The 21,917-nt window shown below is 52.6% G+C and carries 17 protein-coding genes; 8 read left to right on the top strand and 9 right to left on the bottom strand.

Annotated features, from left to right (window positions below):
* Positions 1 to 181: 181 nt before the first annotated feature.
* Positions 182 to 1,312, bottom strand: coding sequence for a hypothetical protein (locus LQ777_RS28795; RefSeq protein ID WP_232563910.1), 1,131 nt, complete (start codon positions 1,310 to 1,312; stop codon positions 182 to 184).
* Between the two features lie 22 nt (positions 1,313 to 1,334).
* Positions 1,335 to 2,312 (bottom strand): S41 family peptidase, encoded by a 978-nt coding sequence (locus LQ777_RS28790; RefSeq protein WP_232563909.1) that lies wholly within the window; start codon positions 2,310 to 2,312, stop codon positions 1,335 to 1,337.
* Positions 2,313 to 2,756: 444 nt separating this feature from the next.
* Here LQ777_RS28790 and LQ777_RS28785 point away from each other — a divergent pair, with 444 nt between their 5' ends.
* On the top strand, positions 2,757 to 3,839 hold the full coding sequence (locus LQ777_RS28785; RefSeq protein ID WP_232563908.1) for a DUF5700 domain-containing putative Zn-dependent protease: 1,083 nt from the start codon (positions 2,757 to 2,759) through the stop codon (positions 3,837 to 3,839).
* Positions 3,840 to 4,164: 325 nt separating this feature from the next.
* On the opposite strand, the gene LQ777_RS28780 is transcribed toward LQ777_RS28785, so the two are convergent.
* From LQ777_RS28780 to LQ777_RS28760, 5 genes are all read right to left on the bottom strand, one after another.
* The gene (locus tag LQ777_RS28780) at positions 4,165 to 5,244 is read right to left on the bottom strand and encodes a PA14 domain-containing protein (protein ID WP_232563819.1); all 1,080 of its coding nucleotides are present in this window, start codon (positions 5,242 to 5,244) and stop codon (positions 4,165 to 4,167) included.
* Positions 5,245 to 5,326: 82 nt separating this feature from the next.
* Positions 5,327 to 7,429: a penicillin acylase family protein gene (locus LQ777_RS28775; RefSeq protein ID WP_232563907.1), complete on the bottom strand. Its 2,103-nt coding sequence runs from the start codon at positions 7,427 to 7,429 to the stop codon at positions 5,327 to 5,329.
* A gap of 79 nt (positions 7,430 to 7,508) precedes the next feature.
* Positions 7,509 to 9,920 carry an ABC transporter permease gene (locus LQ777_RS28770; RefSeq protein ID WP_232563906.1) on the bottom strand — a complete coding sequence of 804 codons (2,412 nt, stop codon included), beginning with the start codon at positions 9,918 to 9,920 and terminating at the stop codon, positions 7,509 to 7,511.
* 53 nt (positions 9,921 to 9,973) lie between these two features.
* A complete protein-coding gene (locus LQ777_RS28765) occupies positions 9,974 to 10,453 on the bottom strand; it encodes a hypothetical protein (protein ID WP_232563905.1) in 480 nt (159 codons plus the stop codon).
* A gap of 34 nt (positions 10,454 to 10,487) precedes the next feature.
* Entirely contained in the window at positions 10,488 to 10,841 is a 354-nt protein-coding gene (locus LQ777_RS28760; RefSeq protein ID WP_232563904.1) for a PadR family transcriptional regulator, read from the bottom strand.
* 592 nt (positions 10,842 to 11,433) lie between these two features.
* Between LQ777_RS28760 and LQ777_RS28755 the strand changes: the two genes are divergently transcribed.
* The 7 genes from LQ777_RS28755 to LQ777_RS30565 all read left to right on the top strand — a co-directional run bounded on the left by LQ777_RS28755 (position 11,434) and on the right by LQ777_RS30565 (position 18,312).
* Positions 11,434 to 11,808: a PadR family transcriptional regulator gene (locus tag LQ777_RS28755; RefSeq protein ID WP_232563903.1), complete on the top strand. Its 375-nt coding sequence runs from the start codon at positions 11,434 to 11,436 to the stop codon at positions 11,806 to 11,808.
* Positions 11,805 to 12,359, top strand: coding sequence for a hypothetical protein (locus LQ777_RS28750; RefSeq protein WP_232563902.1), 555 nt, complete (start codon positions 11,805 to 11,807; stop codon positions 12,357 to 12,359). The genes LQ777_RS28755 and LQ777_RS28750 overlap by 4 nt, the downstream gene beginning before the upstream one ends.
* Before the next feature lie 151 nt (positions 12,360 to 12,510).
* The gene (pafA, locus tag LQ777_RS28745; RefSeq protein ID WP_232563901.1) at positions 12,511 to 14,163 is read left to right on the top strand and encodes an alkaline phosphatase PafA; all 1,653 of its coding nucleotides are present in this window, start codon (positions 12,511 to 12,513) and stop codon (positions 14,161 to 14,163) included.
* A 3-nt stretch (positions 14,164 to 14,166) separates the two neighbouring features.
* Positions 14,167 to 15,216 (top strand): PA14 domain-containing protein, encoded by a 1,050-nt coding sequence (locus LQ777_RS28740; protein ID WP_232563900.1) that lies wholly within the window; start codon positions 14,167 to 14,169, stop codon positions 15,214 to 15,216.
* A 31-nt stretch (positions 15,217 to 15,247) separates the two neighbouring features.
* Positions 15,248 to 17,137 carry a serine hydrolase domain-containing protein gene (locus tag LQ777_RS28735; protein WP_232563899.1) on the top strand — a complete coding sequence of 630 codons (1,890 nt, stop codon included), beginning with the start codon at positions 15,248 to 15,250 and terminating at the stop codon, positions 17,135 to 17,137.
* A gap of 417 nt (positions 17,138 to 17,554) precedes the next feature.
* A complete protein-coding gene (locus LQ777_RS28730; RefSeq protein WP_232563898.1) occupies positions 17,555 to 17,971 on the top strand; it encodes a hypothetical protein in 417 nt (138 codons plus the stop codon).
* Between the two features lie 218 nt (positions 17,972 to 18,189).
* Entirely contained in the window at positions 18,190 to 18,312 is a 123-nt protein-coding gene (locus LQ777_RS30565; protein WP_255720961.1) for a hypothetical protein, read from the top strand.
* Positions 18,313 to 18,898: 586 nt separating this feature from the next.
* On the opposite strand, the gene LQ777_RS28725 is transcribed toward LQ777_RS30565, so the two are convergent.
* Entirely contained in the window at positions 18,899 to 20,329 is a 1,431-nt protein-coding gene (locus LQ777_RS28725) for a hypothetical protein (protein WP_232563897.1), read from the bottom strand.
* Between the two features lie 462 nt (positions 20,330 to 20,791).
* Positions 20,792 to 21,736, bottom strand: a complete 945-nt coding sequence (locus LQ777_RS28720; protein ID WP_232563896.1) for a LytTR family DNA-binding domain-containing protein — start codon at positions 21,734 to 21,736, stop codon at positions 20,792 to 20,794.
* Between the last annotated feature and the right edge of the window lie 181 nt (positions 21,737 to 21,917).

Genomic DNA, 21,917 nt, shown 5'->3' with positions numbered 1-21,917 from the left:
AAGTAATCGCAAAAAGAAATTCTCAAAAATCGCTCCCACCTGAGACGGAGGAGTCTTCATGTACCTGCTTCCCATATAGGACATTTGGTGAGATGGTGAACGAGCGGAGAGTTTAGTGAAGACATGCCAGAGGAGGGTCCTCTAATCCAACCTATTTATCGGCGGCTAGCCTACACGCCCGTTATTTATAATAGCCCCAAACTTCCCGAGAGTTCGCTTTGTCCTTCCCTATAATTTGGTTCACAACAAACTCGTTTAATAGAGTGCGTCCTGCTAAATATGCCTCCGACAACATAGTGACCGGCATGAATTTCAATTCCTTGTTTGGTACATAGCTGTAGGTGAAAGCCACCGGCAAAGCGTATCGTCCTTGATAAGCCGATTTGGTAGTGGACAACTGGTTTAAGGCTTTTTCAACGGCTTGCGTAAACCCGAAACCAACATTCTCAGGACTTAATAACTGGATATTTGTTAGTTGCCCCGCGTTCGTTATCTCAAAACCAACATAAACCCGAGCATATACCTGAGCCTGCCAGGCTTGAACCGGATACTTAATCGCTGACCCTACTTGTTCATTGAATGCAGGATCGGTGGACAAAGAGGTTGACTGAAGTTGGGCGAGCACCCGCAACGAGTCATACGTACTAACTAGCTGTATCACCTGATCGACAGTAAGCGACTGCTTGGCTAGTTTGACGAGTTCTGGTTGATCCCCAAGAACTCTCAGCAGGGAGTTTTTCGTCAAGCTGATCGGTTGGAGTTTTGCATTCCCTTTCTGAATATAATATTGTTGATCGACTTGGTAATAACCCGCGAAGGGATGGTCTCTATCATAGCCATTCCGAATGGGGGTTTTAATTAACCGGACTTTTGTGCTTCTCAATAGTTTCGTTTGTCCCCGGCTAAGCGGGGTAGTGTAAAACCTATACGTTAGGCCAAGATTATTGGTTAGCTGACGAGTATACTCAACCCCATTGACTACGAAGGAAATTGGTGTCACACTTTTCGGGGTTAGATCATCCTCGAATCGACATATGACTTCTTGGCTGTATAAATTGTAGGCCAGCCGACAAGGCAGGGCTTGCCCTGATGTGTCTACCCGAATTTGTCCTGCTTGCCACAGAGGGAAGCTCATGAATTCACTGCCTAAAAAGGTGACCTCTCTATTGAGTGAAGGACTTTCCGAGGCATTATCATTGACGGGGCAAGTCGTGGTTACTTGTCCATATGCATCTTTAACAACCCTACATTGCCCTAGCGCGGGAACAATATAACCCACTAGCATGACCGTGAGACAGCATAATAACTTCATCAGATTACGATTAAGAAGGCTTTTACTGAAGGAGCCAAGTCATTGCTTTGCTTATCACGGTTTCAGCCGTTGTCACTTCATCAACTTGAATAGAAGAACCGTAGGCTTGTTTCGTCCGGTTAGCCATGTTAAGCTGAGCTAAATTTAACAGACCACCATCACTCAACCGGTTGGTAACATTCGCCGTCGACAGACCACAAGTGGCTTTGCCAAAACTGCGGGTATTGGGCCGTCCTTTAAAGGCAATCGCTATAGCCTCTCCCGAACTGGCGGTGGCCTGATCAGTGAGTACGGCTACTTTAGCAGTTGGTTTTCGAATAGAGTAAGCTAACTCCACTTTGGTTAATTCGGCTTGATTCAAATAGGCACTACCTCTTTGATAAGACCAGGCCGAAGCATTCCCGTCGGGATCAATGAAATACCCACATACATCATCACCTAACAGGGGGCCTACACCCGCAACCATAGGCCACATATTTCCCCCGGTATTACCTCTCAGATCGACAATCCATCCTTTGAGCGAGTCGCTATCGGCAGTTTTGATAGCATCTTGGATCGATTGGGCGAACTTGGTGGCATCGCTACCTCCCCCATTAAAACTAGGGACTTTCACATAGCCAATTCGCTTATCAATGGATCCGGTTACTGGATTGGCATCGGTACAGGCTACGGTCTTATTCCCATAAATTACAGTTCCTGAACTGGTATAATACATACTATGGTTATCACCTAACAATGTCAAACCGACTTGGATAGCCGGATAGGTGTCAGCTATCGTTTGTGCCCCCTGCGCCTGTGCATTCACTTTGGCTCTAAAAACAGTCCAGTCAATCGTTTTTCGATTGATTGAATTGACATTCATTAAGTTGACCACTTCGTCCAAATACGTTTGTGCTGTTAACGAAGTTTTGGTGGGTTGATTTTCTTGGTGACAACCGGATAAGGCAACTAAACAAATTAACAGAGGGTTAATTAAAGCAGACGATTTGAAATGAACCATCGATTGGTGAGTGGGTTAGAAATAAAATGAGCGGATGCGGCTGTAGATACTGCTATCAAGTACAATGTTATAATTATAAGCAGATAAATCTTAATTATACTGATAGATGATTGTTCCAGAGCCTGTATTTGTCCTGATCATTGCTAGATTTCAGCGGGTAATATTAGCCAACCGACGAGACGATTATGAACTGCGGTAGTGTATTTAGTCGTAGTTTATAAACCAAATAATTGCTATATACACTCATATTCCTCTCACTCTCAAAAATTACTCGTGTATGAGATAGACACGCATACACGAGCTGGTTATCAGTGCCGCTGATGAACGACAGCCCATCTCATCAAACCAATTCGTCAAATACAGCAAGCTTATAGGCAACCTTTGGTCGCTCTATCTCATCGTAGTGTCGTATTCTTGTAATTCATTTATATAAAACGACCTGACATGAAAGTACTAATGCTATTTTTTACCCTCTCTATCGGCCTTTCTAGTGCCCTGGCCCAGACTTTGGTTGATTCTACGTGTAAACGCTACTTCGCCATCACCGACCAACTTCGTCAGGGCGACACCCTCGACCCTAAAGTCTGGAATCAGCTGATGAACGATAAAGCCATTCAGATGTACATCCGCGATCAGGGCGTCGATGAAGGCTATATAGAGCGCTACAAGCGGACCATGCAGCTTGTCTATATGCCCCAGAACGAAGCGTTACTACAAAGCAGACTCAAAGACTCCACCAAGTACTGGCTTACCTACATCCTCTATCAATATAAAAAGAATGAAGCCGGCATGAGAGCGTATCTGACAAACCTAGAGAAGGATCCCGCGAAATATTTTAATGATTGCTATCGCTACACCTACGCTATGTTGCCGAAGAGTGCTCAGAAAAGAGCCACTAACCAGATCTATTCGATTATCCCCATTCACTATGATGCGCATGCTGAAAACGATTATATCGTTTGCTCGCTGCTATGCGCTTATCTGAATGACAAAAATCAGTATGGGGTCTTGGGTGGCCATGAGCTTCACCATATTCTTCGTCCCCGGATCGACTACACCAAAATCACGTCGGAAGACGAAAACGTAGTGGCGCTGCTGGAAATAACGCTTAATGAAGGTAGTGCCGACATGATCGACAAGAAATATATGACGAACAAGGACACGGTTTTGCTTCCTTTCCAGCGCTATTTTAATACCTTCTTTGAGGAGGGCAAGCATTTGTTGCCCCAAATCGACTCGTTGTTACAGCTTAGTGCCAAAGGATCAACATTCACCGTTCGTCAATTTCTGAAAGGCACTATTTTTACCGGAGGTCATGTTCCGGGTACGTACATGGCTCATTACATTGAGAAGAATCAGCTGACATCAAAACTGGTCGCTCGAATCAATGACCCGTTTCATTTTTACCTGCTGTATAATGAAGCAGCCAGGAAAGACCCCAGCAAGCCTTACGTGTTCTCAAAAGCAAGCGTAGGGTACATCACCAGATTAAGAAAAAAGTATTCAGCAGCTCTATATAGCCACTAATCGATAGCGTCTTGTCAACCAGTATGCGCTGACTATAACGCCAGGATCATCATAGATCCTGGCTTTTTTTATGGAGTACAGAGGATTAGCCAGGGGGGTATTCTCAACAGCCGTCTCTGTTATCGAGGTTGACTGTTTCACAAAAGGCTCCCAATTGAGACGAGGGAAGATTCGACAAGAATATGAGTCATAAATGGGGCGTTTTGTAAACAACTTTTAGCCTGCATAATCGAACGGCTTCTGCCACTTAAGAAGGCGCTATAATCAAGCTAAGTCTGTAAAATTGATTTCGATGGATGTCCTGCGCTTAAAGGGCAAACCTAACTCAACGAATGGTAATCGCTACCCGGCGATTTTTGCTTCGTTCGCCTTCCGTTGTGTTGTCGCCAAGGGGCTGTGTACTGCCAAACCCCTCCGTGGTGATCCGCTCATCAAGAATACCCCGCCGGATCAAGTACGTAGCGACTACCTTTGCCCGCTGCTCCGATAAGGCCAGATTTAGCCGAGCATCCCCAACATTGTCGGTGTGGCCGGTAATATGGATGTGCCAGTGTGGATTGACTTTCAGGACTTGAATCAGTTTAGTCAGCTCCGTCGATGCCTCAGCCAGCAGTACGTAGCTGCTCTGCTCAAACTGCACCGTCCGTAAAATCAAGGTAGCGCCGGAGCTGATGGCCAGTGGCGGTTCGGCAGCCACGCGACGGATGAGTATGGTGTCGGCGGCTACCGTCTCCTGATCAGGCAGCCTTTTCGGTGTTTCCGGCGTGGGAATCGATTTCAGCTTAACTGTTTTTAGTTTGGGAGGATGTACCCGTTTAGGTAACGGCAAACGAACGGATCGCTTGGTAGCGGCTGGGCTAATTGGTTTAGGAACCATCTTACTTGGGGGCGCTTGCTGAAAAAAATAGTCGGCGGCTATAGGCTCGCCACTCTCAGAGAACGGATTCAAGGCGGAGTTGGGCGTTGGTGGTGGCTTCCAGTAGAGGTCAATTTCGCCCCACTCGATGGCGTTAAAATAATCGACTCGCAGATCGTAGTAGTGCTCTGCTTCCAGGACAATACTACCCGTATAGTGCTTGTAGGCGTTTAATTTCCAGGACTCTAGCACCAGCTTGTTGCCCACCCAAACTCGAATGCCGTCATTTACTTTGGCATAAAACTCATACACTCCCGTCGTGGGAGCCCGCAGTTTACCCCGCCAACGAATGGAATAATAGGAGCGGGAAAGACCCTTTCCCGGACTGCGTCGGTCCCAGTTGAAACTGATCGCCGGATCGATGCGGGAGAAAGCCTTCTGCTCAAAATTGGTGCCCACATAGTAATCGCCTATCAAGCCAGTCTGAGCCCTTACCGGTTGTGCCAGCAGAACGAGTAGCAGGTACCTATGAAGTACGGTTAGTCTCATAAATAGCTGTCTATAGCAACAGGATGAGTGGCTAGAGCATAAGTGAACGTGACCTTCTCGCTAACAAGTCGATTGGCGATGATTACCGGGTTTGGCCAAACCGTAGCATTTCCTGTTTCTCCAGTTGCTTTTGAATGGCGGGCTTCTCCAGCAAGGCTTCCCGAAGGCGCTTTTCGGACATGCGCTGCCAGTTGTCCCCGTTATGCGGATGACCCGGTTGGCTGGCGTTACCGTAACTGAGCGACACTAGAGCCCGGGGCTGCTCACCAAATTCGGTCACTGCTACGTACGTGTCGCCCGCCACGGCCCGATTCAGCTGGGGCTGCTGAGGATCAGCCACAAAGTAGATCGTTCGGTAGATGCCATATTGCTCCGAGCTGCCGTTAGCCGGAAAGTCCCGGCCAGCGGGCCCGAATCGATTGACCTCGCCCCAGGGGATATCTAGCCGACCGTATTTCTGCTGCACCTGTCGAGCGGCATTGCCGAGTAGGGCAACGGCTTGTTGGGGATCGTTAAGGCCATCGGGCGTACTAACTGGGTGCTGGGGATCCCAACGGGTGGCCACCATGCGGGGATTGAACTGGTCAAACCAGGCCGTAAACAACACCGCCCCTTTACTATCCCGGTTGGTGGTTTTATCCCAGGCTTTGAGCACCGAAGCGGCTTGGCGGGTGATCGAGTCGGGATGCTGGGCAACGGCCGCCAGCAGATCATCTAAAAAACGGTCCGCCGTTTCTAAACCTGTATCTAATTTGTCGCTAATCAATTTCTCAAAGCTAATGGAAGCATCGTCCTTGACTAAATTAATGGATCGCTGGGGGCGAAAGCGCAGGGGCACCACGGGAGCCATGTACGGAGGAAAGCTACCAGGATTCAGGACGATGGGATAGGTGCAGCTCCAGGGGGCTTCGTTGGCGTTCTGCACAAATCCGGAGGGAGGATTCAGCACCCGGGGTAAATCTCGGTAGGGATGCGTTTTGGTCCAGATGTACTGGCTCTTCGAGCCGTCCACGGCCCCCTGCCAGAAGGCCCAATCCCCTTCCGAGCGGAGGGGGACGTTCCCATTGAACAGGTACAGGATATTCCCCGCCTTGTCGGCATAAATGATGTTAAACATAGGCAGCTGCATCCGCTTCAAGGCCGTCTCAAACTCGAACAGGTTTCGGGCGCTGGCCATCGCGTGGAACTGGGCGGCTAGCGCGGCATTGCGCAATCCGGCCAGCCGAAAGGCGTAGGTCTTGCCGTCTTTACCCATCAGTACCGGCCCATGCTTACTGTAGCGATAGGTAAGCGTCTGCGGTTTTACCTGACCGTCGGGTTGACGAACCTGGAGCGTCACCGCCTTGGTCACAAACGCTTGCTGAACGCCATCCAGCCGATAGCCATCCCCATCTAAGGTGAGCGCATAGCGATCCGCCGCGTCAATGGTATTGGTGGTCAAGCTCCAGCCTAGCTGCCGATTAAAGGCAAAGTTGAGCACCGGCTGGCCCACCAGGCTCGCTCCGTAGGCCATGAAGTCGGGGCCATTCAAGTGCGCTTCGAACAACAGAAATAAATCCGTCCACTCCAGGTGCGGGTTGGTGACCAGCATGGCCTTCCGAGAGGCCGACTTGGCGGGGGCAATGGCGTAGGCATTCGAACCGGGGGGTAGCACTCGGGCTCCGCCCAACTCGGGCCGACCAATGTACTCCAGCCAAACTACCCGGCTGACATGGGCCAGTACATCCTGAGGCGTCAGGGGGAGCACGGACTTGAATTCGGCACCGATGGCCTCGGGATGGGCCTTGGCGTAGGCATTGAGTCCAGCCACGAAGCTATCCAGGCAGGGTTTATAGTCGGCCGGCTGCTGGGCGTACTGCTGCTGGGCCTGCTGGGGCAGATCAAATAAGGTCACCAGTTTGTCGGAGTCCAGATAAGCTTCTCCCCAATACTCGGCGGCCCGACCCCGGGCCTGGCCGTAAAGCCGAAGAATCAGGTTGGCGTGGTTTGCCATCTGGGCGTAGCCAAAGCCGTAATACATCGCGGCCAGGCTTTTGCCGTAAATATGGGGTACCCCGGCGCTGTCCCATAAAATCTCCACCGCTGACCCCGTCGAGCGTCCGGCAGGTAGGTTGTGATGGATCGTGGGTTGAGCCGCACCGACAAGGCTTAGCAGGAAAAATAAACAACCGAGCAGAAGTTTCATAAGTAGGAAGTAGCGATTAGAACCAATAAAAACAACGACGCAATTCGGGTGCCCCCCCGCCCGTAGCCCCACGACCCACTTAGCCGCGTTGTAGGGTGTGAATGGGATTGGCCCGCACGGCTTGGAGGGCCTGACGTGCGATGGTTAGGGCGGTAATCAGGCCCGTTAGGAGTAGCGTAGCGGCCAGCAGCCACCCGTTTACAGTGATTCGGTCCGCGTACTTGCTTAACCAGCCCGAAAGCCCCCAAGCCCCCAGCGGCGCCGATACCAAAAAACCCAGTCCCAGCAGCTTGCCAAATTCCCGGCCCAGGATCCACAGCAACTGGCCGGTGCGGGCGCCTAGCACGCGACGAACGCCCAGCTCTTTGGCTTTGGCCTCGCTTAAAAACGTCACCAGTCCATAAAGGCCTAAACAACTCAGCCCAATAGCTACCCAGGCGAAAACCTGAACGAGTCCGGCTAGTAGCCGTTCGGTGGCCGTGAAGCCCGCCATCAGATCGGTCAGCATCTCGGCATGATAGACCTCCGCCGGCAAGACTCGATCCCAACCTCGTTGAATGGCTTGACGAGTCGGCTCGGAGGCGGTGGGGCTCAGCCGAAGCATCGCTACCCGGCTGTGGGGTAGGTCGTCAACCAAGGTTAGGGGGAGCACGGGCTGGTGTAAATCGCCAGTCCGGAAATCGCGCACGACGCCAATAATCGTGCGGTCGGTCCCCTTTACCCGAATGTGTTTCCCCACAATGGCCACTGGTGAGGAAAGGCCTAATCGCTTCACCAGCGTCTCATTCACTAGCGCATCGTGGCCGGTCGAATCCGACATCGCTCGCACCGTTCGACCCGCCACTAAGTCAATGCCGAAAACCGACAGGTAGTGCGCATCAATGGCCCGGACCCGGGTCTCAAAGGCTTCCGGCTCGGTGGTCGTGTGGTAACTAAAGGGACTAGGCCGGTTATAGGCTGATGCGGGTACGTCACTGCCGAAGCTGACCTGCTCGACGACGGGTAGTTGCTCCCAAGCCTGCCGCAGGGCCGCGAGCGGTGCCGGGCCCTGCGGCGGTAGAAAAATGACCAGTACCGACTTGTCGGTAAACCCCCAGGTGGCCTGCTGCATGTGGTGGAGTTGAGCACTGATCACCAGTACCGCCAGGATAAAGCCCTGCATGAGCACAAACTGCCCCCCAATCAGGGCCTGTCGGAGGGTTAATCCCCGGCCCAGCCGGGGCAGGGGTTGACCCGTCAGGGCTTTGGCCGGCTTGAAGCGAGCCAGTACGAAAGCCGGCCAAAGCCCCGACAGTAACGTGACGCCGATGAGCAGGCTTAGAAACCAGCCGATAGCCCGGGGCTGCACGACATCGAGAATGGAGAGCGTAGGCTGTAGCATCTCGATGTTGGCCGCCAGCGTTCGATTCACCAGGGGTAAGCTTAGCTGGGTGAGCAGGAGCGCTACACTCATTGCTCCAATGACCAATAAGGCCGTTTCGGTCAAAAATTGCCCGATGAGCTGCCCCTGGGTGCTACCCATCACTTTACGAACCCCTACCTCCCGCGCCCGTTTGAGTGCCCGGGTGGTCGCCAGGTTAATAAAGTTGATACATCCTGCCATCACCAGTAGTATGCCTACACCGATGAGGGCGTATAGGATGGGCCGGGGCGCTTCCCCACTGCGCTGGTGGTTGAGCTCCGTCAGGGGCAGCAGCTGATAGGCAAAATGGGGGGCTTCCTGAGCGGCTAGGTACCGACGCCGTATTTGGGGTAATGCCTGCTGAAGCTGGTCGGGATCCGCACCGGGTCGTAGGCGGACAAAGCACATGGCTTGCAGCCCCTGCCAGTCGGCATCGACCCGCGCTGTCGGTCCTTCCAGGACCGGTATGGTGGCGTAGGAGACAAAGGCATCGAAGCGTTGCTGGGTGTTGGGCGGGGGGTCTTTGACAATACCCGTCACGGTCAATTTTACCTGGTTGTCTAAGCGAAGGGTTCGTCCTAAGGCGGGGGCGGCAGCAAAATATTTGCGGGCGTACCGTTCACTGAGTACAATCGTATTAGGGGCGGCCAGCGCTGTCTTTGGATTGCCGGTGATCCAGTCTACACCGAACAGGTCGAAATACTGGGGTTCGGTAAAGCAGACGGTCCGGGCTTCGGCAAATTTTTTGAGCCAGCCCCCCTTTCCATTGGGCACGCTTAGGGTGCGGCCATAAAACGTTTCCAGCCGAACGGCCGTTTCCACAAAGGCGTAGTCACGCCGAAGCACGGGGGCCAGTGGTCGCGGGGCTGCGTCGGTGGGCATGGTGGTTTCCCCAATGACGTCGGTGACGATCCAGTAAGAGCGCTCAGCATGGGGATGGTAGCGATCAAAACTGAACAGGTAGTTGACGACCAGAAAGATAATCAGGCCGCTGGCTAGGCCCAGCGACAACCCCAGCAGGCTAATGAGGTTGACCTGCCGATGCTGCCAAAGCTGGCGCCGGGCTATCCGGAGATAGTGGAAGACCATTGGAAACAAAAGTAGGGAGGAAGAGAACTAGGATGTGAACCGCTATGGGTCGCTCAACCCCCAGCCGTTGAGGAAGGGGATGGCCGCTTCAACCACCATCGGGCTCCTACGACGGCGCACAGAGCTGCCAACCCAATGGCCCACGTAGGCCCAAACACCCCGCCCGACAAGGCTAATGGCGGAGTCATTATCAGCAAAAAGCCTCCCATTAGCAGCAGCAACGTAAGCCCGCTGGAGAGAAAGATGTAGTAAAACGGTTTGGTAGCGGGCCGCCGTTTAAGGCGACGATTTAGCCGGCTAACGGGAGGGCTAAACGTTTGCTGGTATTGGTGGCTTAATCCCTGAATAATCTGAGGCGACGCTCGCCCGGTAAGCTGCTCAAAAGCGACCGCGAAATCGTGCCCCTGGCTCAGCTGCCGTTCCAATAAAGTGGCTATATGATCCACTAATTCAGCCTGTAAAGCGGGATGGGGCTTCGTTTGCCGGATGTACTGAGTAACCTGCTCGAGTTGATTAGCTGATAATTTGGTCATAGTAGAAACAGAGAAGGGGAGGTGCCTGTACGGATTAATGGCCAAAGGCTACGTTGGGCGCCGAATCGATGAGCTGCCGCATCAAGTGAACAAAGCGCTCAAACTCGCTCGCTTTGCGAACAGCCGTCTCACTGCCGGTGAGGGTGAGTTGGTAATACTTGCGCAGCCGTCCATCGACTTCTTGCGTTTGGGTGGTTAGGAACCCCTCTTCTTCCAGCTTATGCAGCACGGGATACAGCGCCCCGAACGTAAGCGTTAACTCCCCCCCCGTTCGTTCTTCAACGGCCTGGGTGATCTCATAGCCGTACATACGTCCCTGTTGCGCCAGTAAGCGCAGCACAATGGTTTTTAGGGTTCCCCGTAGAAATTCCTGGTTCGCTGAGTCCATGTCAGTGCTATACAATAATCAGTCAATTGTGAAACAAATATATATAAGAAAAATGTATATAGAAAAAATATAATCAAAATATTTTTCTGGATTTGGCTGCAAATGACGTAAACCGTTTTAAGCCTTAGTCAGTAGGTGAAGTAGTAGAGTCGATTAGATGAACAGCTAACACAACTGACTACTCATTTAATCTAGAAAATGACTTGACTAGCGGAAGACGTGCTGGCTATTTAACGTAAGCGTAAGGCAAACTGGCCATTGATGATCAATCTAAGAATTTTCATAGATCGCTCCCATCTGAGACGAGGAGTGATTTGCGTATGTATAATTCGGGCGTTTTGTAGGGCAGTTAGTACCTATGGCTGTACTCGGATGGCAATGAATACACTGTACTACTACACTTACTTAGCCATGGTATAACACGATTCGCTTTAATTACCGGACTCCCATTCAGTAAGTAACTGATGGTCGTTCATTGCTGCTCTACTGAGGTTGGTGGATACTTTCCTATTAAAAAAAACATTTACCTTTTCTGTATATATCGAAAAACTATATATATTTGAACAATTTCTACAAGCAACTAAACAACAAAATGGATTCGTCAACGTCGGAATACCTGCGGGGAACGCTCAAAACCATTGTGCTAGGCTTACTCGCTGAAAAAGACCGCATGTATGGCTACGAAATTACTCAGGCTGTCAAAGAACGTACCCGGGGTGAGATCGTACTCACCTTTGGCTCGCTCTACCCTCTCCTCTACAAACTCGAACAGGACGGCCTGGTGCGAACCGAATCCGAAGAAGTAGAGGGGCGGCTGCGTAAGTACTACGCCTTAACGATCACCGGGCGCCAAACCGCCCGGCAAAAACTCCTGGATTTTACCAATTTCACCCAGTTGATGAATCAGGTTATGCAGCTGCCGCTCACCCTGACTACGTCCCCTTCGCCAGATCCCTCTACCTTATGACCCTCTTGACCCCGCAACAAACCTACTGCCTGCGTCAGCATCTGCGCCAGGTGGGTACCCAGGAACTGTTGATCGACGAGTTAGTGGATTACCTGGCCTGCCAGGCCGAAGAGCTGATGAGCCAGGGACTCTCCTTCGAGAAAGCGCTGGCCCGGATTCGGTTGGAGGCTACGGCGCTGTCCGTTCGTCACCTCCAGCATACCCTGATTCGACAGGGAGCCTTGCCCAGAAGGAGCTTCTGGCGGCATCCGGCCCGGTTCACCAAACGAGACAAGGCGGCTTTTGGCCTGATCCAACCCGTGCGCAGCACCCTGCTGATCGGGGCCTTTTTAAGTGTCATGCTCACCGGGTGGCTCCTGGCGAGCCGGGGACTCACTATTCCTGTCGGTCTGGTGGCTACCTTACTTTGCCCCTTGCTGCTATTGCTGTTTCTACAGGGGCTTCGCTCTACCCGTAGCCATCGAAGCACGAGCCTGGTCCGTCATCCCGCCCTTCGGGAGGACTACATTCGTCGGCCCGCTAGTCGTAAACGGGCACTTGCCAGCAGTTGATCACCCAGTCAAGGGTTAGCTACGGGTAAATAGATCGTCACTCGGGTTCACGTTTCGCTGCACTGGAAGGCCAGTGTTTGGTTCACTATGTCTACAATATATAGAAAATCTATATATATCTTTTTTCTACCTATAAACCCTGTTTACGCACATGTTTTTGCGACCTGTTTATTTGCTTGGCCTGCTAGCCGTGACTACCTCCTGGGCTCAACCCGCCCGTCAACCGTCTCCTTTACCCGTATCAGCGCCCAAACTCGTTGTCGGTATTGTCGTCGACCAGATGCGGGCTGACTTTCTCTACCGCTACGAAAAAAAATACGGAGCCGGGGGCTTCAAACGGCTCCTGAAAGGCGGTTTTGCCTGCCAGAATACGCAGTATGAGTATGCCCTGACAGCCACCGCAGCGGGGCATGCCTCGATTCATTCGGGCTCTCTGCCGGCTATTCACGGCATTGTGGGCAACGACTGGTATGATCCCAGCAAAGCTAAAGGTGTCTATTGTGTTGAAGATACCAGTGTTCGCGTCGTGGGTCATCCCAACGCCCTGCCCGCTCGGTTTTCCCCGCGTAATTTACTGGTGACCACGATCGCCGACCAGCTGGCGCTGGCTACCAATTTTCGCTCCAAAGCGGTTGGTATTGCGCTGAAGGATCGCAGTGCCATTCTTTCGGCGGGCCACTCGGCCCGGGGAGCCTACTGGTTTGACAGCCGCACGGGCACCTGGGTGACCAGCTCGTTTTATCAGCCCCAGCTGCCCGCCTGGGTGGAGGCCTTCAATGCCCGCAAGTTACCCGCCGAATACAGCCAGCGGGGCTGGAAGACCCTGCGGCCCGTGGCCGAATACACCGAAAGCACGGCGGATGATCAACCCTATGAGTATAAGCTGCCGGGGAAGTCGACCTCCAGCTTTCCCTACGAAATGGCAGGCCCTGCAGGCGCTGTATTTGAGCTGTTGACGTACACGCCCTGGGGCAACACGTTAACCAAAGAGATGGCGCTGGCCGCCTTGAAGGGGGAGAATTTGGGCAAAGGGCCCGCCACGGATTTTCTGGCCATTAGTTTTTCCACCCCGGACCAGGTGGGCCATTCGTTCGGGCCCACCTCGGTGGAACAGGAAGATATTTTCCTGCGGCTCGATGAGGAGCTGGCGGACTTACTAAAGGCCCTGGATAGCTGGGTAGGGCCGGACGGCTACACCGTTTTTTTGACCGGTGATCATGGGGTGATGGACGTGCCCGCCTACTGGCAGGCGCACCACCTGCCAGCGGGACTAATCGATCCACGCCAATTGAGCCAGACGTTGAACCAATTCCTGCTGGATGCCTTTGGACCCGGTAACTACGTCCAGATGGCCAACATGAACGATCAGCTGTATCTGGACCAGGCCCTGATGCGGGAAAAAAAACTATCCGTATCCGCCGTTCAGCAGGCGCTCCAGCAGCGCCTGACCCAAATCCCTGGCGTAGCCGATGTCATCAACTTGCGCGCGCTGGCGCAGGCCAACCTGCCCGATGGGCAACTGAACCTATACAAAAACAGCTACCACGCCCGGCGCAGTGGGGATTTGCAGCTGATTTACCAGCCCGGCTGGTTTGTCGGCCTGCCCATGGGCACCACCCACGGCTCAGCGTATACCTATGACCGGCAGGTGCCCTGTATTTTCTACGGCTGGGGCATTCGCCGGGGCGAAACCCGGCGCAGCACGAGCCCATCTGACATTGCTCCAACGCTGAGTGTGCTGCTGCGCATGTTGCCACCCAGTGGCACAACAGGTCAACCCATTGGCGAAGCCCTGCAACCCTAGCTCATGCTGTTCAAACCACGCCATGTTTTGACCACCACCCTAGGTGGAATGCTCCTCAGCCTCCCCCTGTGGGCACAAGGGGGGCTGAAAGGGGACTACTACCGAGGCACTACCTTCGAGCAAAAGGTGCAGACGCGCATCGATACCACGATTCATTTTGACTGGTCGACGCGCGCTCCGCTGCCGGAACTGGAGGGCTCGTACTACTCGATTCGATGGACGGGTGAATTGAGAGCTCCCGTGAGTGGTCCCTATACGTTTTATTGTCAGGTTGATGATGGCCTAAAACTATGGGTGGGCCAGCAGCTCCTCATCAATGAATGGCATTTGAGCCCCTACAGCCGTTTTAAGGGGCAGATTCAGCTGGTAGCGGGTCAAACGTATCCCATCCGGATTGATTATTTTAACGCGATTCAGGTAGGACGGATCACCTTGCGATGGGAACGGCCCGACCAGCCCCTTCGCTGGTTTGGGTGGCTGCGGGAGCCCGGGGAGCCGATTCCGACGGCCTATCTTCACCCGCCATCCCGACTAAGTCCTGCTCGCCAACCGGGGGCTACAGTGGGTATACCGCCCGGTTCTAGGGCCAAAAGGTCCTGGCTGGCTAGGCCAAAACGGGGGTCAACCGGTCCGCCTTGGGCTGATCGCCCGCCCGCCCGATCGGTCGCGGGTCGGTTGCCACCAGAAAAACGGCCGAACGCTACCGCAGCCGCTTTGGTGACCCCCTTTACCATGTTGTTTGGACCGAGTAGTTACGGACTCACCCGCGCCAGCCTTCAGCAACTGGACAGTGTGCTGGTCTATTGGAAGAAGGCCCCGCCGGGCTGGATTGAGGTCATCGGCCATGCCGACCGGGTTGGCGACCGGGTACGCAACCGAACCCTGTCCGAATACCGGACCCGCGTGGTCATTGCCCATTTAACCCGTCAGGGGATTGCTCCGGCTCAGTTGCGCGGACGATGGGAGGGGGACGAGCAACCGCTTATTCTTGATTCAGCCCCGGCGCTTCGCGCTCAAAACCGCCGGGTTCTGATTCGGTCTCACTACGATTAATCCTGTTTCATCCTTACCTACTGTCTACCTCATGCTAATTCGCTTCCTGTTTACGCTCATTTTATGCAGTTGGTTAATCGGCTCGACTGCCCACGGCCAATCCCCCGCTTCGCCCCGCACCCTGGCGCAATTAACCGACACGCTCCGCCGGGTGATGGAACAGCAGCGGATCCCGGGCCTGATGCTGGTGCTGACCACCCGGGACTCGGTGCTGTTTGCCGGTGGCCTGGGTCTGGCCGATGTGGACAAAAAAGAAGCCGTCAGTTCGGCGCATTTATTCCGGATGGGCTCGGTGACCAAGCTATTTACGGCCCTGGGTATTTTACAGCTCGTTCAGGCGGGGAAACTGCGCCTGGATGATCCGGTGCGCAATCTGGCCCCCGAGCTACCCATTGACAATCCCTGGGAAGCGACGAATCCAGTCCGCGTTATCCACCTGCTGGAACACACGGCCGGATTTGGCGACAAGCTACCAGGGCAGTCGGCGAATCTGGACCCGGTGGACGAGCGGGGACTGGCCGCGATTCAACGCTTCGCATCCTCCCTGCGCGTCCGCTGGAAGCCCGGTGAGCGGCACTCGTACGCCAATCCCGGCTACAACGTAGCCGCCTACCTGATTGAAAAAGTTTCCGGTATGCCCTGGGACAGCTACGTCGATCAACGCGTGCTACGTCCGTTAGGCATGGCCACGAGTAGTGTAGCCCTGCGCGAGCAACCCGGCAAGCGCTACGCCCAAGGGTATTATTGGCAGGGAAACAGTTTCCGGAAGGCCGCTTTCGTGCCACTTTACCAGGGAGGCAATGGGTCGCTTCAAGCTTCAGCCGCTGATCTGGCCAACTGCCTGCAAGCCTACCTCAGGGACTGGAAAGGGGACAAGGGGAACGCGTTTCTGTCGGCGGAGCTTTTGCGCCAAACCGAACGGGTTCATACGACCCTGGCTTCCCGGGCTGGTCTACTCCAGGGGTATGGGCTCGGCAATGCGTCCTGGGAGGGTGCGAATGGCGTTCTGTTTCAAGGCCATACGGGTAGTATTGGGGCCTTTATGGCTTCGCTAGGCTACAATCGGCAGCTCGGCATTGGCTATGCCTGCGCCATTAATGTGCATCAGAATCTCTATCCCATCGAGCGATTGATTCAGGCATTCCTGACCCAGGCCGCTTCGGATTCGACGGTCGCAGCCAGGCCCATTGATCCGCAAGTGGTGAGTCCTTATGTAGGGTATTACCGCTTCGCCAGTCCCAAAAATCTGGTGACCGGCTTTTTGGAAAGTCTTCAGCACAGCTTCCGCTTGCAGCAGCAGGGCGACACGCTCATCGAGCGGGAATTGCTGGGCGGGCGTTTCCCCTTAGTGGCCACAGGGCCGACGACTTTTCGCGGAGCCTGGAACCATCACCCAACCGTGGCGCTGGTCACGGATTCGGATGGCAACCGGGCTATAATGGAAGGGGGGCTATATTACCAGCAGGTCTCCTGGGCGGGGGCCTGGATGCCCATTATTTTGTTGTTAATCAGTTTAGCCCTATTGCTAAGCGGGCTGATCGCCGGCCCGATCTGGCTGATCCAGGGGATACGGGGCCGCTTTCAGGGGGCCGGCTGGAGCTATCCTGCCTGGGGCTATCGGCTGCTACCGGTGGTAGGCAGTGGGGTATTTCTGGCGGCCTTATATCGATTGTTTACCCAGTATGATCGGCACACCATCGTGGGCAGCTCGGCCACAGCGGATTCCTGGTTTATTTTTAGCAGTCTATGGGTGTTTGCGCTCTGTTTCGGAGTGGCTAGTTATTTGCTGGTTCAGCACTGGCCCAAACCGGCCGGTAAATGGCTCAAAGGGTATTTTGTTTTGCTCTTGCTAACGGGCGGCTATCTGATTGGTTTACTGGCGATCAACGGCTGGTTAAGTCCATCGTTATGGGCACTGTAAACGAATTTAGGCATTCGTCCGTCAACCGCTAACTGAAAAATTAGCGGTTGACGGACGAATGCCTTTGCCTAGCCAGTTAGTTAATCTTGCTTCAAACTCATTCCGTCAGCTGATCGATCTACTTTCTTTTCTAGAAGGATTACCCGTTGAGCCGTTAAACGAATCCGTAACGCCAATGGTACGGACCTGACAACTTGAAAATAGTAAGCGATTGGTGGCTTTGCAGTTAATTATAAGCTATCTACCTATTCTCAAAAAAGGCTCCCGCCTGAGACGAGGAGAGATTTGCGCATCGCTTATTCGGCAAGTACTCAACCAGTAGTTAGCCTGCCACTTCGTACTTTAGCGTACATTATTGCATTTATTTAACCGAAGAATTTCTCTTCTAGCGCTTTACTCTTTTAAACTCGTGTCACCATGAAATACACCATGCGTACGCTTCTGGTTTTAATGGGCTTGGTCAGCTCAACTGCATTATTGGCTCAGGTTAAGGTCACCACGGAGGTGAGTGGTGATGCTACTACTGGTAAACAACTTATTCAGGCCAAAGCCATTGGTGGATCGGGCAGGTACAGTTACGCCTGGGGGCTAACCACGCCAGGGTCCGTTCCACCAAATAATGCGTCGGAAGTCTTACTCGTACCGGCTCAAGAAGCGGAATACATTGTCTTTGTTCGCGATCAGCAGACAGGGGCTACTGCTTATTCGACGATCGTAGTGAAAACGGTAGCGGTGAACCAAAAGCACCTAATCCGAATGCCGGGAGAAGATTACAAAATGAATTACCGCTATTCGGCAACCGGGGCGCTACCGGCTAATCCAGCTAAAAAGTAGTTAGGACGATCTACAGCATTTGTTATGTTGCCAAGGATATAGGTCATTTTAAGGTTAACCCATTGCCACTTATATAACAACCAGTAATGGTCAATCTTAAGCCCTTTCTTCTTGATCTTCAGCAGGGAGCTTATTTGGACGCTGCTATAGAGATAGCACCAAAATTAGCGGAAGAAACTGGTTTCTGGCGATTCTTGGCCGCCCTGTACTTGTACTACATGGCTATACTCATTCTGACGGGAGGGGTACTGGCGAAACTAGTAGGCCCCTTGCATCTCGATATTGTACAACCTCCCTACTCACGGGGGCCATCCCTTATTTCTTCTACCGTCAAATTCTAAGGCCTTTAGTCATCAGCCAATTTGATTTTGTCTTAACGGATGCCCAACAAGCAAAGTGCGTAAAACTCTACCGCTACGTTTTTGCCGGTGGATTTGGCGTTCTTTCCATCGCTCTCGTTATTATCTTCTGTATATCTAAGAAATCGTTCTAAGGTTAACTAAGACACGCATAATCTTTAAAAAGTTGAATAACATAAGTCTAGTGGCTATGGTCCGCCGCGCCGTAGCAAAAGTCGGTACTGACTGGAACTGGTAAGTGAAAGCAGTAATTTTTACGCACACAAGGGGTTGTCATGGGCTTATGTCCGATGTCAATCTGAGCCGGTCTGGACTTTTGCAACAGTCACTGAATCTATGGTAGCTGAGGGGCGAAATAGCTACTGTGTAGACATCTCAGCAAACGCTCTATTTATACAGCTTAGTGCAAATGACGGATAGTCAAACGCGAAGGGCTATAGTTCGGAGTGGCCGATTTGGCCCGGGCTCCCGGCACGGTCCCGCTCCCCTACCGGCCGTTGCGCCGGGCTGCCGGAGCGAGAGGACCAAGAATAGAATGCGGCACTCTTTTCCCTAAAGCGACCCTGGCTTAGTCAAAAACCCGACAGGAAAGCCCCAGCCGGCAACTGAAATTAGGGCCCAAAAATTCGTTGCCTCCTACCCAGCCATCACTTTTTAGGGCAAAGTCAAGATAGGGAAACATATTTTTATGGAGCCTGACATCTAGCCGGCCACCCAGTAAACCCAGAAATGCGGATTTGGACGTAGTAAATTGTTGCTTATAGGGTTGCAGGCCCAGCAAGACTCTCGGCGAAAAAAGCCAGCTCCGGTTGGTTGACCCCAGCGCAACATCGACTAATTCAGCTTCCACCGCTGGAAAATAATGGCTGAAATTATGGTAATTATGCACCGTGAAAACCGCATTGATGTCTTTAAATGGGCTCTCTTTACGGAGAAAAATTTTTAGTGCAATATCGTTGCCGAACGACGTCAACCAGTGTTGCATGGCAATATTTCCGGATAAAGTCGAGCTAATGTTGATGCGTCTGACGCCAACCATCATGGGCGAAAGCACATTGAGCCATTGCAGATTACCCTGTTTTTTTAGGTACGCCAGCTCCTCAGCCGTCAAATCAGTCGTCTTACGGTAGCGGTTGATGCCGTTCCCCAGGGGATGGGTACCCCGATTGGCATAGGGCTCAGTCGGTCGGAAAAGGTCATAAGCCCACGCCGTGAAGTCAAGGCCGGTAAAATCACGGGTTCGTACGTCCGGCTCGTTGGCATTCAATTCATCGGTCAGTCGGTCGACTTGCTTGGGGTCGGAGCTTGTCTTCACATACAGGATTGAATTGAGTACGGATAACCAATACTGAAACTCATGCGGCTGATTTTGCTTATAAAAAAAATTATACCGCTGTAACCGCTCCACCAACAGGTATTGCCCTTCGATGCCCGCAATGGGCAATCGGATAAAATCAGGGGGACTTTCGGCTTTGAAGCGGACCAGATCCTCGTCCGTGATATGGCTCACGCTGACCGTTTCAGCCCCTATCGGAAACTTGTTCATATCGTTACTACTAGGGGTATGATGGCGGGCTAGTACGGCTCGGTGGTATTCTTCATGCAGCCATCCATCACCCCCGGGGGCGTAGGAAAGGATAAAATCGGTAGCAAAGAGGGCAAATACCTTCGCAATGGTCCGGACGGCTTTGTTTCCAATTGGTTCAACGGCCTTCTGTAGGCCAAAGTGAGCGGACGAATACAGATCAGTAGCCAACGCCAGTGATTGCTGCATGCTGGGGTTGGTATACCCTTTAAAAAAATTCCCCGTCGTTTGGCGGGCATCTCGTTGGTAGGGATAATCCAGAAACGGGATATCCAGCTTTAGGGCGGGTGTTCTTGGAGATACCCTCTTGATGATTAGCACCGAATCGGCTTGCGAATAGGCGTTAGATGAGAGAAAAAGTAATAGGAAAACACAAAAAGTAGTTTTCCCATGTCTAAAGGTGTTGTTTCTCATGGTTAGAAGGGTAACTACAGACTGGTGGGCGGCATACGGGTATACCTCTGGCCTATGTGACTTAAACCATAGTCGGACAGAAGCTAACGCCTAAAATAAAGAAGACCAGTAGGATAGTTGATCGGTACATAGTCGGTAAATTAGAGTTACCATGAGTTTACAACGCGGAATTAAATCGAATCCGTATTAAAGGGCTTTACCATGTTGAGGGTTAGGGAACTTAACGAACCACTAGAGATGAGTGGATTCCTCGGGTGATGCTGACCCTGAAGTAAACATATTAAGCTAGTATAGGAAATGGATTTGGCCGAAGGGTGTGCTCGATGAGCCAGCTGAGAAGTTCGCTGGCGAGTTGAGCCCTCTTCATCTCAAAAAATGCTGATATACATGACATATAATAGACTAAAGACCATCAGCGTCTCTAGTGAACTCTTTACCTAGTTAGTTTGCGGACCTCCCCTACTAACTGCCCTGATTCAGCCGCTCCCGAAGCCCTTTGAGTCGGCTGCGTTGCATGATAAATTCAGTCTTCCCATCCCGCAGCCGGACCACATATTTATCGTGCTCCCAGTACGTGTAGTTCTTCATATACGCTAAATTCAGCAGCACTGACCGGTTGATGCGATAAAACTGCTGGGGGTCCAGGATCGCTTCCAGGTCCCCTAGCGTCCCCCTCAGCTGGTAAGTCTTTCCATCGGTGTAGGCCAGGTAACGCTTCTTTTCGACCTCCACGTACCAGATCTCATCGACCAATACCCGCCCTTCTCCCTCCACGTCACTACCCGGTATTGATGTCGGGTAAGCCGGCTTGTCCGACATCACTAGCTCCTGATTAGAGGCTTGCTGCAAGGTCTGCTGATGAAGCCTTTCAAAGCGTCGTTGGTGGTAGTCCCGGTAATCCAGCAACAGATTGCCATTCATCAGACCGTAGCCCGCCAGCAGAAAAGGTAAACTGTAATTGAGAAACATGTGGCCGGTCAAAACGTAGTCGGGAAAGTAGGTCGACCATCGGTAATGCGGGTAGAAAAAGACCAGGTAGCGGAGCGAGTTAGTTAGGGGGCCAATGAGCAGAATACTCCCCAGGATTAAAGGTAGACACCACAGCTGATAACCCAGTACAGCCTTTAACGTCGGGGGCAAGGTGTACAACTTAAACAGCCGACGGTAGCCGATCGCCAGCCGTATAAACAGCCATAACGACAGCAGTTCGAAGCCGTAATAATAGCCAAAAAACATTTTGATATAGGGCCAGACATGCCCCTGGGTTAGGGGGGCAAACTCATGGTGTTCCCCCCGCTGCAGGGTTGTAATCTGATACAGCAGCACCCCCGCCAGGGTCAACCCTAAAACGGGCTTCCACTGTCGGTGCAGCCGAAACGACAGCAAGATTGGCGCAGGATCTGGCATCAAGCAGGTAACGGTAAGCAACAAAAATAAGCGCTAGTCGCGGTTGAGGCAAGTTTGACGGCTGTTTAGGCGCGCGGACCCGCGGACCCGTGGTGCTTGAGGCCCTAAAATCCGTAGTTGAGGCTGACGGCCTTGCCAAGGGGCTCATTGCCTGGGTAGGTTTGTGCGATGAACAGCGTCG

This window comes from Spirosoma oryzicola, assembly GCF_021233055.1.
Classification (GTDB): Bacteria; Bacteroidota; Bacteroidia; order Cytophagales; family Spirosomataceae; genus Spirosoma; species Spirosoma oryzicola.
The sequence above is the reverse complement of the archived record's forward strand: the minus strand, read 5'-3'. Positions and strand labels throughout refer to the sequence as shown.